12 protein-coding genes, 1 pseudogene and 1 riboswitch are annotated in these 15340 nt (G+C 40.5%); of the genes and pseudogenes, 1 reads left to right on the top strand and 12 read right to left on the bottom strand.

Annotated features, from left to right (window positions below; genetic code table 11):
- Positions 1-116: 116 nt before the first annotated feature.
- The 7 genes and pseudogenes from AMR95_RS06790 to AMR95_RS19120 all read right to left on the bottom strand — a co-directional run.
- Positions 117-1004, bottom strand: a complete 888-nt coding sequence (locus AMR95_RS06790) for a 5'-3' exonuclease (protein ID WP_058837920.1) — start codon at positions 1002-1004, stop codon at positions 117-119.
- 277 nt (positions 1005-1281) lie between these two features.
- Positions 1282-1545, bottom strand: coding sequence for a YpbS family protein (locus AMR95_RS06795; protein ID WP_039179417.1), 264 nt, complete (start codon positions 1543-1545; stop codon positions 1282-1284).
- A 41-nt stretch (positions 1546-1586) separates the two neighbouring features.
- Positions 1587-5183, bottom strand: a complete 3597-nt coding sequence (locus AMR95_RS06800) for a dynamin family protein (RefSeq protein WP_058837921.1) — start codon at positions 5181-5183, stop codon at positions 1587-1589.
- A 133-nt stretch (positions 5184-5316) separates the two neighbouring features.
- Complete coding sequence (gene fbpC, locus AMR95_RS19485; RefSeq protein ID WP_306299200.1) at positions 5317-5424, bottom strand: Fur-regulated basic protein FbpC; 108 nt, start codon at positions 5422-5424, stop codon at positions 5317-5319.
- A gap of 64 nt (positions 5425-5488) precedes the next feature.
- A complete protein-coding gene (locus AMR95_RS06805; protein WP_034623498.1) occupies positions 5489-5998 on the bottom strand; it encodes an isoprenylcysteine carboxyl methyltransferase family protein in 510 nt (169 codons plus the stop codon).
- On the bottom strand, positions 5995-7095 hold the full coding sequence (locus AMR95_RS06810; RefSeq protein ID WP_058837922.1) for a type III polyketide synthase: 1101 nt from the start codon (positions 7093-7095) through the stop codon (positions 5995-5997). The genes AMR95_RS06805 and AMR95_RS06810 overlap by 4 nt, the downstream gene beginning before the upstream one ends.
- Before the next feature lie 287 nt (positions 7096-7382).
- A pseudogene (locus AMR95_RS19120) lies at positions 7383-7726 on the bottom strand (transposase); the annotation flags it as partial.
- Positions 7727-8150: 424 nt separating this feature from the next.
- On the opposite strand from AMR95_RS19120, the gene AMR95_RS06815 reads away from it, so the two are divergent.
- Positions 8151-9005, top strand: a complete 855-nt coding sequence (locus AMR95_RS06815) for a polysaccharide deacetylase family protein (protein WP_058837923.1) — start codon at positions 8151-8153, stop codon at positions 9003-9005.
- Between the two features lie 179 nt (positions 9006-9184).
- On the opposite strand, the gene pbuX is transcribed toward AMR95_RS06815, so the two are convergent.
- The 5 genes from pbuX to AMR95_RS06840 all read right to left on the bottom strand — a co-directional run bounded on the left by pbuX (position 9185) and on the right by AMR95_RS06840 (position 15278).
- Positions 9185-10504: a xanthine permease PbuX gene (gene pbuX / locus AMR95_RS06820; protein ID WP_058837924.1), complete on the bottom strand. Its 1320-nt coding sequence runs from the start codon at positions 10502-10504 to the stop codon at positions 9185-9187.
- Positions 10501-11085: a xanthine phosphoribosyltransferase gene (gene xpt, locus AMR95_RS06825; RefSeq protein WP_024422759.1), complete on the bottom strand. Its 585-nt coding sequence runs from the start codon at positions 11083-11085 to the stop codon at positions 10501-10503. Before xpt ends, pbuX begins: the two co-directional genes overlap by 4 nt.
- Before the next feature lie 117 nt (positions 11086-11202).
- Positions 11203-11302, bottom strand: a riboswitch (purine riboswitch).
- A gap of 136 nt (positions 11303-11438) precedes the next feature.
- Positions 11439-12944, bottom strand: coding sequence for a carboxypeptidase M32 (locus tag AMR95_RS06830; RefSeq protein WP_058837925.1), 1506 nt, complete (start codon positions 12942-12944; stop codon positions 11439-11441).
- Between the two features lie 123 nt (positions 12945-13067).
- Positions 13068-15005 carry an ATP-dependent DNA helicase gene (locus AMR95_RS06835; protein WP_058837926.1) on the bottom strand — a complete coding sequence of 646 codons (1938 nt, stop codon included), beginning with the start codon at positions 15003-15005 and terminating at the stop codon, positions 13068-13070.
- A gap of 75 nt (positions 15006-15080) precedes the next feature.
- The gene (locus AMR95_RS06840) at positions 15081-15278 is read right to left on the bottom strand and encodes a hypothetical protein (protein WP_058837927.1); all 198 of its coding nucleotides are present in this window, start codon (positions 15276-15278) and stop codon (positions 15081-15083) included.
- Positions 15279-15340: the final 62 nt, after the last annotated feature.

Raw genomic sequence — 15340 nt, forward strand, 5'->3', positions numbered from 1 at the left:
CCTTTGCAGCCCTAGGAAGGGCGAGTACCGGAGCGGAGCGAATTTGACATTCGTGAGCACCGGAGCGCAGACCTGACAACGAATGCGAGGGTTTGTCTAAACGCTGAGAGATCGGCTTAGCTGATCTCTATTTTACTTAATCGATTCACCATCGGTTCAATTCCTTTGATTTGATGGTATCGCAGCATGGCAGCAGCCCGTTCTTGATTGATGTTCATCTTCGTCTCATCAATTGGACAGCTCAGCGGGACATCACATTTGATCTCTGCCAATAGACGGGAGAGCTTCAAATCTTCTAACCCTGCTTGCATTTTCTTTTGCTGTGCGGCCGTTAGTTCATGAACATTTTCTAATAATCCATCAATGGTTTGATATGTTTGAATAAATTTTAATGCTGTTTTTTCTCCGATTCCTTTCACGCCTGGGTAATTGTCACTTGAATCCCCCATAAGTGCTTTCATATCGATCAGCGCCTTTGGAGAGATGCCCATTTCCTCTTCAAATAAGGCTTTTGTATAATGTTTATAGTTCCCGATCCCTTTTTGCATCAAAGCAACAGTCACTTGTTCATTCAATATCTGCAGCAAATCTCTGTCGCCGGTTAGAACCGTCACACGTGCTTCATTCTGATAGACTGCCGCCAGCGTGCCGATACAATCATCTGCCTCAAAGCCTTTTAAACCAACGTTTACAATTCCTAGTTCTTCTGTCGCTTCCTTTGCTAAATCGAATTGCGGAATGAGCTCAACAGGCGCCTCTCCTCGATTTGCTTTATAATCTTGAAACAATTCATTTCGGTATGTTTGGCTTCCCATATCCCAGCAGCACACAATATGAGTTGGCTCAAATGTCTGAACAGCAGTTAATAAATGCTTCAAATAACCATTCACGCCATTCGTCGGGACGCCGTGATCATTTATCATAAAATTGCGATGGACAGCCGTTGCATAGAACGATCTGAACAGAAGCGCCATGCCATCAACAAGCAGTACGTGTTTATTCATTCTTATAAACTCCCTTTTTCAAAACAATACTCCTATTCTATCACAGAACATAGAATTCGACATAAAAAAGGCGCCCTCTTCTTTTGGAAAAGAAGTGGCACCTTTGGATTATTTTTGACCGTATTGCATTTTTTTCGATTCTGCTTCTGCGTAGGACGGCATCTCTTTTTGTTTCGGGTTACGCTCATCCTGCTTTTTTGCATGCTGCTTTTTTTCCATCATCATTCCCCTTTCTCGGTTCACTTGTTAAGATGACCAAAAAAGAGAAAGTTACTCTTTACTTCTGTTTTCGTTCGACATACTCCTTAACCATATCAATCGTGACATGCTTACGCAGCGGAACAATTCCGCCTCGTGCAAGCTCATTCATCTTCGAAGTAATCGCATTGATATCGTCGGTTGTAAATGGTTCGTTTTGTTCACACTTGAAAACAGCAGTCTCTATTGCCTGCTCTCTTTTTTGCTCAAGCGCAAGAAACGACTTGATATGAGCATTCTGTTTTTGTGAATGTGCGGAAATCTCTTCGTGTACGCTCGTCATTTTTTATCAACTGCTTTCTTTTTTCTATAGTCTATCATGAATCAAATGGTTTTCAACTGATTCTTCCATTCATTTGTCTGCTTGTATACTTGTTCTATCATCGCCTGCTCTTTCGCATCTGTCGTCAAGCTCATGATAAATGTTTGTTTTTGTTCATTCAGCTGTTTAAGTGCTTCTGATTCATATTTTTCAGTAAAGGTCTTCACCATCATATCGTATCTGCTCTGTAATTCTTCTTTTTCTTTATCTGCCCATTTCGTCGTTAACTGGAAAAGAACATCTCGAATCGCTTCAATAAACGCTGCCTTCCCGTTCTGTTCAAAGAAAGCTTTCGCTGATTTTTGTTTCTTTAAGAGCGGCTCAAACGGCGTCAGGTCCGCTTCCACTTCAATTTGTTTCAGCTCTGCATTTTTCTCATCTGGAGGTGACAGCCGGAGAGAAAAGTAAGGATCTTCTGCACATGCAGCCTGTAATCCTTTCTCCCACTCCTCTTTGAAATACTGAGTGATAAACGATTCCATTCGAATATCAAGCGCCTTTATCTCCTGTACAAATTCAAATTCATAGTCCTTTAGCGCCTGTTCAAGCGCTTTTTTCAGCTCCTGCCTGAAGTCCCCTTGAGATATTCCAGGATAAAAGGCTGTCTTTAACAGATCATTTGCATAAAGTGACAAGCGCTGAACAATGTGGTAAAGCTGTTCGTGCAAGTCCTTTTTCACACTTTCTGTCACTAGCTTAGATCGTTTAATATGGCTCATTTGATCAACGATCACTTCATAGGATGTGTCTATCTTTTTCTTTTCTGCTTGCTTTTCATCTTCTGACTGATGCAGCGTCTCATGCAGCTTGTCGACTGTTCTACATAATGTACTCGCTTCAAAATACAGCAGCTCAATCGCATCTTTCGTTAATTCTTCCTCAATAAAATAGTCGAGCTGTGTTCTGAGCTGTGCATACTGGTTATAAGGCGACTGACCCTTTCCTTCGATCTCTTCCTTACTGGATACATGATGAAGGTTTGGCTGCCGGATGCCTTCTTTTGTGAGCTCATTTTTCACATAGTCAAAGACAGTTTCAAGCTCTGTTTGATCCTTTGCGAGGTCAGCTGCATTGATAATAAAAAACATTTTATCCATGCTAAATGAATCTTTTACAAGCCCGAGTTTACGTAAAAATGACCGGTCTGCTTTTGAGAAAGAATGCTGGTAGTAAGTTAAATAAAGAAGGGCATCAGCATCCTTCATATATTGAAAGGCAATCTCTGTATGACGTTTATTCATACTGCTGGCGCCTGGTGTATCAACAATCGTCAGTCCTTTATCTGTTAAAGGTGTACTTAAATACACCGTCACTTCCTTCACCACACAAGAAACAGCCTCTTCTGCCACATATGGCTTTAATTCTTGCAGGGTGACATTGTGCGGCGTTTGTTTTTGAATGGAATCACGGAACTTTTCATGAGCGTTTAAAAAATGTTCAACAATGATGCGGTGATCCTGTTCAAGCGCTCTTTTTTTCAGCGTTCGTTCGAGTTTCGCTTGAAACGTATCTCCCTTTTCTTCCGTTATAGAAAAACCAAGAATTTGATCGAGCTCTTCTAATATTTCCTGCTCGGTTTTGAACACCACTTTCACACTTTCATGCGGATGGTCTTCTGTCGGCCGCGTCAGCTTATTGATCGTGGCTGTCGTTGGTGTAGGAGATGATGGCAGCACCTTTCTCCCAACTAGGGCATTGGCAAACGAAGATTTCCCTGAACTAAAAGCACCGAATAAGGCGAGTGTAAATTCCTTCGCTTGAAGCCGCTTTGTTCGTTGTTCAAAGGACTTTCTTTGAGACTGAAGCGCGTTTAATGGCATTAACATTTGAGAAAGCTGCTCAAACTGGTCAATTGACTGCGCTGTCGTAATATGCTGTGATTGACGCATTTGATCAAGCTCTGTCTGCTGCTGATTTTCTTTCTCGCTTTCTTCCGCATGAGTGGACGTATGATTCTGATTTAGCTCATCATGCTGCATCCGATGTTTTTTCACATAAAACCAATCATCTGAGATCTGCTCATTTGTTCCGTTTTGCCATATATCCCATACATGCTCAATATCTCTTCTGATTTGATCATTTTTTGCCATGCATTGCTCGAGCGCTTGGAGCTCCTGTGCTGCCAGGGCCCACTTATCTTGCTGCTTTCCCTTTTCATTCATGAGCTGGGTTTTCAGCATCTCGGTCATTTGTTCAATCAATGGTATTGCTTTCTGTTTGGTCTGTCTTTTCAGTGCTTCACCAGCATCTTTTGCATATTGCAAAACGTATTCATTTGAAAATGTCGCACCAAGATGAATGACATTTTCAAGCAGTGATTCTTCCACAGGTGTTTCAAATGCCATCACTTGATTTAATAGCTCTTCACCAAGCTGATGTTTCTTGACTTCTTTTTTGAGCAGCTCAGCAATATGCCAGTCCACTTCAGCTTTCATTCTTGCTTTGACATCTGCTAAGAAATCGTTCGCCCGCTTTTCTTTTTCCTGCTCAGTTTTATTTTTAGCGAACAGCAGTCCTACCTTAAAGCCAGGTGCTTTCGATTCAATATAGTCACTTGCAAGCTCTCTCATTTTAAATGGGGTTAGGTTTGCATTTTTTAAAATATTCTCGACTTCAAAAGACACTTCGTCTTCTAACTGTTTTGCTCCATTTTCAATAAAGCTGCTTTTCGCTTCAAGTTCCTTGACTTCTCTTCTTTTTTCTTGAAGCAGTGAATCAAGATCCTCTTCTTGCAGCTCTTCTTTTAATGAGTCAATATGTTCTTTTAAAACATTCTCTATTTTCTGCTCGGTATAGGCGCGAAGTGATGCTTTCGGCAATGTTTGTAATTCTTGCAGTTTCTCGATTAAACGAATCATTTCGTTTCTTGGATGCGACTCATCGGTTACAGATGTAAAGTATAGATGTTCTTCTTCAATGCCCTCTTTAAGAAGCATATCAACTACTTGATTTTTGTAGTCTTCAAACGCTGTCTCATGCTCATCATGTCGATCGACTTGATTTACGATGAAATAAAGATTTGGCACTTTCTCTTTAATGGAGCGAATGAAACGAATGTTTTCTTCTGAATGAACATGGTTGTAGTGCACGACATAAAAAAGAGCATCTGCTTGATGAAGAATAGACGCGGCAGATAAAAAATGGGTATGATCCGTTGAATCAATTCCAGGCGTATCAATCAGTGCCACCTTTTCTTCCAATCCTCTATAGTCCCCGCTAATTTCCACCATTTCAATCTGTTCCCCGTCCTTACAAAAACGCTGAACTGCTTCTTTATCATAAGAACCGCTCATTTTTGCAAAACGGCCATCTGAGGTGTGAAGCTTTACTTCACTCTCCCCTTTCCTCACGACGACCAAGTTTGCACTTGTTGGAATCGGACTCGTTGGCAGGATGTGATCATGAAGCAGATGATTCACAAGTGATGACTTTCCAGCTGAATAGTGACCGGTAAATGCGATATATACTTCTTCTTCTGCTTCCTTTTTGATAATCGATGCAAGTTTGGCTGCGCGTTCATGATCATCCCTTTTGAGAAGGCTTTGATATAAAGCACCTGTAGTTTGAACGAGCGAATCTCGAATAGACAAGTCTTCCATGACGATAAACCCCTTTGTTTTTAGAAAAGTCAGTTATGTATGTGATACCATTTTACACAAAATCAAGAGATTTTTCTTCTGATCTGAGGAAATAAAAAAAATCTGCTGCCCGATCAGTCGCAATTGACTGCGATCAGGAAGCAGATTTTTTAGAAACACCTTTTAATACGAAGCCAATTAATAGGCTGTATACACAGACCGTACCGAGTAAGAAAACCATTGTCATGTGATCACCGTCCATCCTTCGTGATTGAGAATGCTTATCATTAATGAAAGTGTATCACAATTGATAATGATTTTCAATATTAATTTAACAAATACTGATTGAGCGCTTTCTCTTCTGTTTGAATTCTCACAGCCATCATCCATGCATTTAAACATGTGAACAAAATGGCGGTAAAATAGGCATTAAATAAAAGCGGGATCAGCATAAGCTCAATCGCCACCACGACATAGTTAGGATGCTTTAACCAGCGATAAGGTCCTTTTTTCACCATCATCGCATTTGGTACAACTAAAATCTTTGTATTCCAATACGTTCCAAGAGAGCATAATGCCCAATATCGAATAACCTGTGTAGCCAGCAGGAAAACGAGCAACACAAGAAAATAGCGCGACGGCGGCCTGTTTAACCCCCATACCTCAACCATGAGTGAGAGAAAAAAGCCCGCATGCATAGCGACCATATAAGGATAATGACTTGCACCAAATTCAATGGCACCGATCGCTTTCACTTTCTTTTCATTTCTTTTAGCCACAAGCATTTCAATAAGCCGCTGACACACGAAGAAACCAATGACGAGCCAAATGATCATGATATGACCTCCTCCCATTTCATGAGCAGCAGCTCTGATGAAAATCCCGGACCAAGCGCTCCGCAAAGACCGATATCTCCCGCTTCAGCGGATTGATGTTCAAGATAATGCTTGATCACATACAAAACTGTGGCAGAGGACATATTTCCGTGTTGTCTGAGTACTTCTTTTGATGAAAAAAGCTGATCTTCTTGTAAGGATAGACTTTTAATATAGGCATCGATCACTTTTTTCCCTCCAGGATGGGCAAGAAAAACCGATAGTTCTTCTACAGAATACTCTTGCTTCTCTAAAAATTGATCGACTTGCTCTTTTAACCAGCCGGAAATAATGGAAGGAATGTCACGGGAGAAAATAACCTGAAAGCCGTCACTTGTAAATTCCCAGCCCATCACATCCTCAGTCTCTTTCATTGTGACAGATTGTGTACCAATCACTTTAGGGACTGTTTTTAGATGGGTGTATTCTGATACACCTTTTTCTCCAGTTAAGAGTACCGCTGCTGTCCCGTCTCCGAACAAAGATGTACCGATTAAATTGCTTTTTGATTGATCTTGCGGCTGAAAGGTTAAACTGCACAGTTCGCAGGCGACAACCAGTACCTTCGCTTCTGGAAATGCCCTTATGTATTCGTAAGCCCGGGTCAACCCCGCCGCTCCGCCCCCGCATCCTAAGCCCCAGATCGGCACTCGTTTCGTATAAGGCGAAAAAGGGAGAACGTTCATCAGTTTTGCATCAAGGCTTGGTGTCGAAAGTCCGGTGCTTGAAATAAAAAACAATGCATCGATTTCTTCAAACGGAATCGGTTTTTTCAGGAATGCCTTCTCATGAAGACAGTGTATGACCGCTTCTTTTGCATGAGCCAATGCTTTTTCCAAATAGAGGTTGTTTTTCTCCTCAAAAGAGTGGTGCGTCTGATACCATTCAATTGGCTGCACAAACTGTCTGCTCTCGATTTCTCCATTTTGAAAAGCTCTGAGCAGCCGGTCGATATCTTTAAACGATCGTTTAAATTGGGATCTAGCAAAATCAGCCGCCTTTTTCTGATCCACATGATGTTGTGGCAGACTCGTTCCAACAGAAAGAATGTACGCCATCGGCTTCACCTCTTTTTTCGATTAATATCCCCTATCGAAAAAAGGATATACATGCCAAAACGTCACAATTCAGTCAAAATATTTTCCTTCGTCTAACTTTTTGTCTTGACGACAATTGATAAATATTGGATAATATAGGTGAAAACATGATGTAGTTTTCCTCCTTCACAGGTTCGTTCTAAGCCAAGCGAACCTGCTTTTTTTATGCAAAAAAACACTTCTAAAAGAGAAGTGTTCAGACCGTAGTAATTATAAAGGGTTTACGCTGGACATAGTGTTTTCCATGTCTAGTTAGCTAATTTTTTAAGATTTATGGCAGCGAGAGTAAGCATCGCTTGCATTGAAATTTTTTTAGTACACGAAGTTTCGCCCAACGCATACTATGCTTTTCTTTTGCATCCGCAAAGACGCGTTCTTTATTTCTCTCCGCTTTGCATAGTTGCTTTTATTAATTTCAGTGAGTCTTAGGTAGTTTACTTCATCTAGTCTTGCCAAATATGCGATGAATTTGCTTGGTATGATTTTGACTTTGTGTACAGTTATCTAGAAAAGAACTAGTTTTACAAACCTCTGAGCCGGACACATATTGTTTAAATCCTTCTCTAGTCGTTGTACGGTAAGAGAGAATTTGCCGATATCTTCTTTATTTTGTAGTGGTACGAGCTTTTCTCTATTGTTTTTTGAGATTAATCGCCTCTGTCTCCACTTTCCACATAAGCACCCTTTTTTCAATGAAATCGTCATTATACAACACTTTCATAAGGAATCTCCCTTTCGCTTCGAATTAATGGTCACATCTGCTGCTATCTTAGCGTATAAATATTAACGTTTCGATCATTATTCAAAATGATTTTATTTAAACTTGAATGGATTACCTTTTTTTGCTGATCAACACAAAGTAACAACCGTAAATTTCTAATTCATTTGAATTTTCTATATAAAAAGGATTTTTTCCACTATATACATAATCAATATGTGTACCAAGAAAAACAGTGAAAAAAGAAAGAATCTACAACATGGTTCGGCTCAAAATTTAATTGACTGGAGTGATTGTAATGAAAAAGGTTTCCAAAAAAAAGACACCCTACAACATGATACTTCTCTCAAAGGTAATTGGTTTAGTGCTTCTTACACTGTTTCTCTTTTTTATCTGGGATATGTCTAAACCCCATTTGCAGGCGACAAATGGGCAAGCAAAAAATGTTGCCAGCAGTGACTTCCGTGACACAAGCATCAGTCTGAAAGCAAAAGATCAGTCTACAAGAACATTGGATACACATTTTAAGACCAATCCAAACCAACAGGCAACAAATAAAACGGTCTTTTTAACATTTGATGATGGTCCTTCTGCTACATCAAATCAGCTGTTAAATGTATTAAAAGCACATCACGTGAAGGCGACGTTCTTCATGCTTGGACCGCAAATCCAAGCACACCAATCAGCTGTGAAAAGACTTTATCAAGAAGGACATCAATTAGGTCTTCATGGCATGACGCATGATATAAACCTCTTTTATCAGAACAGCGAGTCTCCCGTAAATGAAATGAGAGAAGCTCAGCGTATTCTTGCCTCTGTTACAGGTGTCTACAGCCGTCTTGTAAGAACCCCCTATGGCAGTGTTCCAAATTTAACATATCATCAAAAAGTACGTTTAAACCAAAATGGCTTTATTTACTGGGACTGGACGATTGATAGCCTTGACTGGAGATATAAAAACTCACAATATGTTCCAGAGGTATTGAATCAATTGCAAATGTTTGAGAAAAATAAACCATGGGAACCAAAAGTTATATTAATGCATGATCAACCCTCTACCACAAACTATTTAGACAGCCTGATTATACAGCTAAAAGCAAGGGGCTATACATTTGCAGTCATTAACGAAACAATGCCGCCGGTACAGCATTAATAGTGATAATCACAAAAAGCCCGTATCCAAAAGATGCGGGCTTTCAGCTTGTAGACAAACCCTTACACGCTCCTTCCTAGGATCAAAGGTTTTTTATCAAGCTAAAAAGAAGACAAAGAGCTAAAAAAGGTCATTTTAGCTCTTTGTCCATAATCTGAATCCCTCTCCAAGAGAGGTGTTTACATAACAGATTGCTTAGGTTCTTCTACCAGGTCATGCTCGGCTTCTTTTTTAAAAGGAATCATGTGATAAATAATATGAAGCAAAATTGCGGTAAAGCTTCCGGCCACAATGCCGTTACTTGTTAATAATTTCATCGAATCTGGCAGATGCTCAAACATTTGCGGTACGACGGTAACACCTAAGCCGATTCCCACGGAGCAAGCAACGATCAGCAAGTTCTCCTGCTTTGCAAAATCCACGCGTGAGAGCATTTTAATACCGTATGCAATGACCATACCAAACATGGCAACCATTGCACCGCCAAGAACCGATTTTGGAATAATCGTCGTAAAGGCAGCGATTTTAGGAAAAAGACCAAATAACATGAGCAATGCCCCTGTTACGACAATGACTTGGTTTTTCTTGACGCCTGTTAGCTGGATCAATCCAACGTTTTGTGAGTAGGCTGTGTACGGAAAAGCATTGAAGATTCCACCTAATAACACTGCAATCCCCTCTGCTCGATAGCCTTTAGCCAAATCTTTTTCTTTTAATGAACGGTTTGTTAAATCACCTAGTGCGAAATAAACGCCTGTTGATTCAACTAATGACACAATCGCAACTAACGTCATGGTCATGATCGGTGCAAATTCAAAGGTCGGCATGCCAAAATAAAATGGCTCAATCATGCGGAAAACCTGGGCGTTTGCCACCTCAGCTGTTTCCACTTTCCCCATAAACGCAGCAACTGCTGTCCCAAGGAGGATACCGATTAAAATGGCGATCGCCTTCATAAACCCTTTCGTGAATCGATAGAGCAGTACAATGATAAATAGTACAAGGAAAGCGAGCCCTAGATTTTCAAAAGAACCATAGTCCGCACTTCCTTCTCCTCCTGCCATATTGTTCATCGCTACAGGAATGAGGGTGATCCCAATAATCGTGACGACAGAGCCTGTGACAACAGGCGGGAAAAATTTCACAAGCTTCCCAAAGAAAAAAGAAAGAAGAATGACAATACACCCAGCAGCGATAATACTGCCATAGATAGACGAAATTCCATACTTAGAGCCAATCGCAATCATTGGAGAAACCGCCGTAAATGTACAGCCTAATACAACAGGTAAACCGATCCCAAAGAAGCGGTTTTTCCATACTTGAAGCAATGTAGCAGCCCCGCACATGAAAATATCCGCAGAGATGAGGTAAGTCAGCTGTGCAGGCGTGAGCCCAAGCGCATCTCCAACAATGAGCGGTACAAGAACAGCACCTGCATACATTGCCAGTACATGCTGAATGCCCAGCGAGAGCGTTTTGACTTTTTTAGCGGCATTCATGATTGTACCTCCCGTACAAACGTGACTTTCCCTTCCTCAAGTGATTCAATACGTGCGAGGGACTCGACGCGGTAGCCCATTTGCACAAGCGCATTTCTTCCAGGCTGGAATGATTTTTCAATGACAATGCCAAATCCGGCTACTTTCGCCTTTGCCTGCTTTGCAATCGCTGCAAGTCCTTTCGCAGCTTCACCATTTGCTAAAAAATCATCAATGATTAACACACAATCGTTTTCACTCAGATGCGTATTTGAGACAGCAATCGTGCTTTCTACTTTTTTCGTAAAAGAGTACACACTGGCTGTTAACAGGTTATCCGTTAATGTGAGTGATTGACGTTTTCTTGCAAACACAACAGGGACTTGAAGAGCAAGCCCAGCCATCACAGCAGGTGCGATGCCTGAAGATTCGATTGTGATGATTTTTGTAATGCCATCATGCTTAAATAATCTAGCAAACTCTTGCCCAATCTCATGCATTAACACAGGATCAATTTGATGATTTAAAAAAGCATCTACCTTTAACACTTGATTTGACAGAACGATTCCTTCGTTCTCAATTTTTTGACGTAACAATTCCATCATTTTTCCCCCTAGCATATTGGCAAACATTCGATTTTTTGCATAAAAAAAGCATTGCTGCCCATGAGGAGCAAGCAATGCGAAAACGATCCACGGATCTTCAGCTCAGACAAGAGCTGTTTCATTTTGCTCACTCATAGTCGGACCGTATCGGTGTCCGGTAGAAACTTGCGTGCCATCATCACGCGATTATATGAGTGTTATAGTGTTCAAATTATAACAAGATTTCAGACGCTTGGAAAGCACTTTTCCAGAAAAATACCGAACTTAAATAATAGATCAGAACAAAATGTTCGTTTTTAGAATATTCAAGCATCAAAAAAGCACCCTTCTCATGAAAGGGTGCCCTTCTTTTATGATAAATACAGTTTCGTATATTTATCCGTTAAGTAGTCGATTAAATATTGAACATTTAATTCTTCGCCTGTTGCATCTTGAATGATTTCAGATGGCTTTTTCCGTTTTCCATGCTGATGAACATGTTCCGTCAGCCATTCTTTTATCGGTGCAAAAGACCCATTTTGAATTAGCTCATCAAAATTTGGTAAGTCTTTAATCATTTGTTGTTTTAATTGCGCCGCATACATATAACCAAGGGCATATGAAGGGAAATAGCCAAAACTTCCATCAGACCAGTGAACATCCTGCAAGATACCGAGTGCATCATTAGGAGGCGTAATGCCAAGATACGCTTGATATTTTTCATTCCAAAGTGCAGGTAGATCTTCAACTGCTACTTCTTCATTGAAAATCGCTTTCTCAATTTCATAGCGGATGATAATGTGAAGCGGATACGTCAGTTCATCGGCTTCAATTCGAATGTAAGTCGGCTTCGATTCATTCACTGCATGCACAAAGTCTTCTAAAGAAACATCTTTAAATTGCTCAGGAGATGCTTCTTGCAGCTTTTGATAATACGTTTTCCAGAAATCTTCGTGTCTGCCGATAAAGTTCTCAAAGAAAAGAGACTGTGATTCATGGATACCCATTGAAGTGCCATCACATAAAAGCGTTCCGCTCAGTGCTTCATCAATGTTTTGCTCATAAATCGCATGACCACATTCATGAATCGTGCCAAAGATCGCCATTCGAAAATCATGCTCATCATAACGGGTCGTCACACGCACGTCACCTCTGCTTAATGTCACTGCAAATGGATGGACGGTTGTATCAAGGCGGCCTGCGTCAAAGTCATATCCTAATTCTTTTAAGAAAAAGAGGCTCAATTCCTTTTGTTTATCGATTGGAAAGCTTTTCGATAAAAATGAAGTATCTGGCTTATTTGGTGAAGCTTCGATTTTTTTCACAAGAGGAACAATGGCGTCACGAAGTGCACCAAATTTTTGATCAAGCTGTTCAACCGTCATATCTGGCTCATAGTTATTGAGCAGCACATCATAAGGCGTTTTTTTCACGCCCCAATATTGGATGAAACGCTTGTTAAAGTCAATAAGCTGTTTTAAGTATGGTGCAAAGAGTGAAAAGTCTGATTTCTCCCTTGCTTCTACCCAAACATGCTCTGCTTTTGATTGCAAAATCGAGTATTCTTTAAATTCTTCTTTCGGAATTTTACTGTTTTCATCATACTCTTTTTGTGATAATTCGAGCGCCTTCTGTGTATCTTTTGTGAGCTCATCTCGATGTTTGTTTAATTCGTGAAGAAGATCTCTCATTTCGTCAGAAGTCTTCATATTAAAAATATCACTTGATAATTGACCGATCGTTTCCGCTCTAAAATCCGCACTTTTTTTAGGCGCTTGTGTTCTAGAGTCCCAATAAAGTAAATGGAGCGCCTCTGTATAATGGGCGATTTTCCCTAGTAATTGATAAAACGCTTTCTCAGTTGCTTCAAGACTCATGCGTTTGTTCCCCCAATCAATAATATGTATGTACGTTTCAAGGCTACTTCAATGAATGTTCTTTTGTCAATGAAAAAGGAGGATACACCGTGGTATCCTCCTCATTTGCAAGTTTTCAGCTATTTAAGATGTAATGATGGGCTTCACTGGCAGAACGGATTCAATTTTACTTTGAAGCTCAGTATCTTCCTTACGATCAAAGTAAATATGAATGCTTCCTGCGTCTTGGCTTGTCCGGATCAGTCTTCCGATCCCTTGACGTAAGCGAAGCAGCATATACGGAAGGTCAACTTCAGCATGTGCATCCTTTGCTTCATTTCGTTTCGCTTCAAATACCGGATCATGCGGCGGATAAGGAAGTCCCCAGATGATCACATTCGTTAATGATTCACCTGGAATATCAAGCCCTTCCCACAGATGAACTGAGCATAACACGGATGTCTCATCAGCTTGGAACTTTTGAACAATCGTGCTGATTTCCTCGTCTCCCTCAAAATATACGTCAAACGGCAGTGATTCATTTGCTGCTTCAAGCTGTTTTCTAAAGAAATGGAGTTCATCAAATGAAGGGAATAGAATCAGAGATCGTCCTCCATTTTCTTTCAGCTGAGTGATCACTTGCTGTGCTTTTGCCTCTTGCTCAGCGATCTGCTGAATTCCATGGAAATAAATCTTCATTTGTTCATCGTAATCATACGGCGAAGCGACACTCATTGATAAGTAATCTTTGATCCCAAGACTTTCAGCTAAATAATCAAAGGATTGATTCTCAGACAATGTAGCGGAAGAGAAAATATATGGTCTTTTTTGCGAGAAAACTTTTTCGCCAAGTACCTCTGCAACCGTCTTCGGCATCACAACAAATGTTGTATCTAATTCTTGTTTTTCCAGCCAGCTAATGGCATTTTTTTGATAAAGCGATAGAGAATACGCCATTTGTTCAATGTATTCTTCCACAACAGATAATTCGTATTGATCGATCGTATACATTTCAGATTCAAACACGAGCGCTTCTCCGATTTTTTCAAGCAAGTCACACAATTCGCTTGCAGAACGCTTCACCTCATCGACACGGCCAATTTCAAGCCGGTGCGAGCCTTTGACTTCTTTGGCATGTGTTTTTAAGAGATAAAAGAACTCATCGTTTGTTGCAAGTGCATCTTCAACAAGCTCTGCAAATTCTTCGCGTATGTCGTTTTGCAAAAGACGCTCCAAAAATGTTTCGAGCGTTGATTGCTTCACTCGGTACGTTAACGCTTTTTGTGCGGCAAACTCGAGAAGATGTCCTTCATCAAATACGACGGAGCTATGCTCAGGAAGCAGCGGAAGCTGTCCCTCACGTTTTCGGGATTCCTTCGTCCACACATGCTCCATGTAAAAATCATGTGAACAGATGATGAGGTCTGTCGCTTTTCGGTAATGATCTCTTGATAAATTCAGACCGCAGCGATGACGCATATCGCACGTCAGGCAGTCCTGAAACGAGTCATAGCCAATTCGTGACCATTCATCATTTGATAACTCTGGATACTCTTTTCGATCGCCATACGGATAAAAGGTTTGCATACCATGTGGTTCATGAACAAATGAAGGTAGTGATTCATAAATATCGAGCCACTTCTCATCATCTTCACGCTGCATCGTTTTCTCTAGCTTCTTTAAGCATAAATATTGATCATGCGATTTACTTAATCTCGCATCTATTTGAATATCAAGGTGATTGGCAATTTTATAGATATCACCTTCTTGTTTAACGAGCTGTTCAATTAACGTTTCGTCTGCACATGCAATAATCGCAGGCTTCCCTGTATACCTTGCATATGTGACGGCAAATAATAGATAGACGATGGTTTTGCCTGTGCCTACCCCAGCTTCGGCAAACATCACACTTTTTTCTTTAAAGGCTCTTTCTAGCTGAAAAGCCATGAATATTTGTTCATCTCGAAGATCAAAGCCCTTTTCTGGCAAAATGTCATAAAACACATCACCAATCCAGTTGCCCAGTTCTTCGTAAAAATTGTGTTCTTTTGATAATGAAAAAGGCAAACGAGATGCTGTCACCTGCTTCAACCCCCAACTTTTGAATCATTCAGACATTCAATAGTACCATTTACGCTGGGGAAAAACAATCTTTTTTTATGAACGCAGGCGATGTTGATAGCTTTCCTTCATTAAAAATGCATGCTCAGAACGTTCTATGTATGCCTGAGCCAGTGCCAAATCTTTGATGGCTGCCGTAAGCTGAGCAGATTGTCCACCTTCATGCCCTTCTATTTCTTGAGCAGTCGAAGCGAGTGCTTTTTGGATTAACTGAATTTGATCATAATGAATCATGAAGACACCTCTTTTTTTAAAATCAAGTTCAGTTTATTCCGTCTCGCTTAGAGTTATACCTT

The organism is Bacillus sp. G1(2015b) (assembly GCF_001482475.1).
GTDB classification, from domain to species: Bacteria; Bacillota; Bacilli; order Bacillales; family Bacillaceae; genus Bacillus; species Bacillus safensis.

Excerpts from the sequence above, each read along its gene's own strand:
- AMR95_RS06790 (WP_058837920.1), bottom strand. The coding sequence starts at position 1,004 with ATGAATAAACACGTACTGCTTGTTGATGGCATGGCGCTTCTGTTCAGA.
- AMR95_RS06795 (WP_039179417.1), bottom strand. The coding sequence starts at position 1,545 with ATGACGAGCGTACACGAAGAGATTTCCGCACATTCACAAAAACAGAAT.
- AMR95_RS06800 (WP_058837921.1), bottom strand. The coding sequence starts at position 5,183 with ATGGAAGACTTGTCTATTCGAGATTCGCTCGTTCAAACTACAGGTGCT.
- fbpC (WP_306299200.1), bottom strand. The coding sequence starts at position 5,424 with ATGGACGGTGATCACATGACAATGGTTTTCTTACTCGGTACGGTCTGT.
- AMR95_RS06805 (WP_034623498.1), bottom strand. The coding sequence starts at position 5,998 with ATGATCATTTGGCTCGTCATTGGTTTCTTCGTGTGTCAGCGGCTTATT.
- AMR95_RS06810 (WP_058837922.1), bottom strand. The coding sequence starts at position 7,095 with ATGGCGTACATTCTTTCTGTTGGAACGAGTCTGCCACAACATCATGTG.
- AMR95_RS06815 (WP_058837923.1), top strand. The coding sequence starts at position 8,151 with ATGAAAAAGGTTTCCAAAAAAAAGACACCCTACAACATGATACTTCTC.
- pbuX (WP_058837924.1), bottom strand. The coding sequence starts at position 10,504 with ATGAATGCCGCTAAAAAAGTCAAAACGCTCTCGCTGGGCATTCAGCAT.
- xpt (WP_024422759.1), bottom strand. The coding sequence starts at position 11,085 with ATGGAATTGTTACGTCAAAAAATTGAGAACGAAGGAATCGTTCTGTCA.
- AMR95_RS06830 (WP_058837925.1), bottom strand. The coding sequence starts at position 12,944 with ATGAGTCTTGAAGCAACTGAGAAAGCGTTTTATCAATTACTAGGGAAA.
- AMR95_RS06840 (WP_058837927.1), bottom strand. The coding sequence starts at position 15,278 with ATGATTCATTATGATCAAATTCAGTTAATCCAAAAAGCACTCGCTTCG.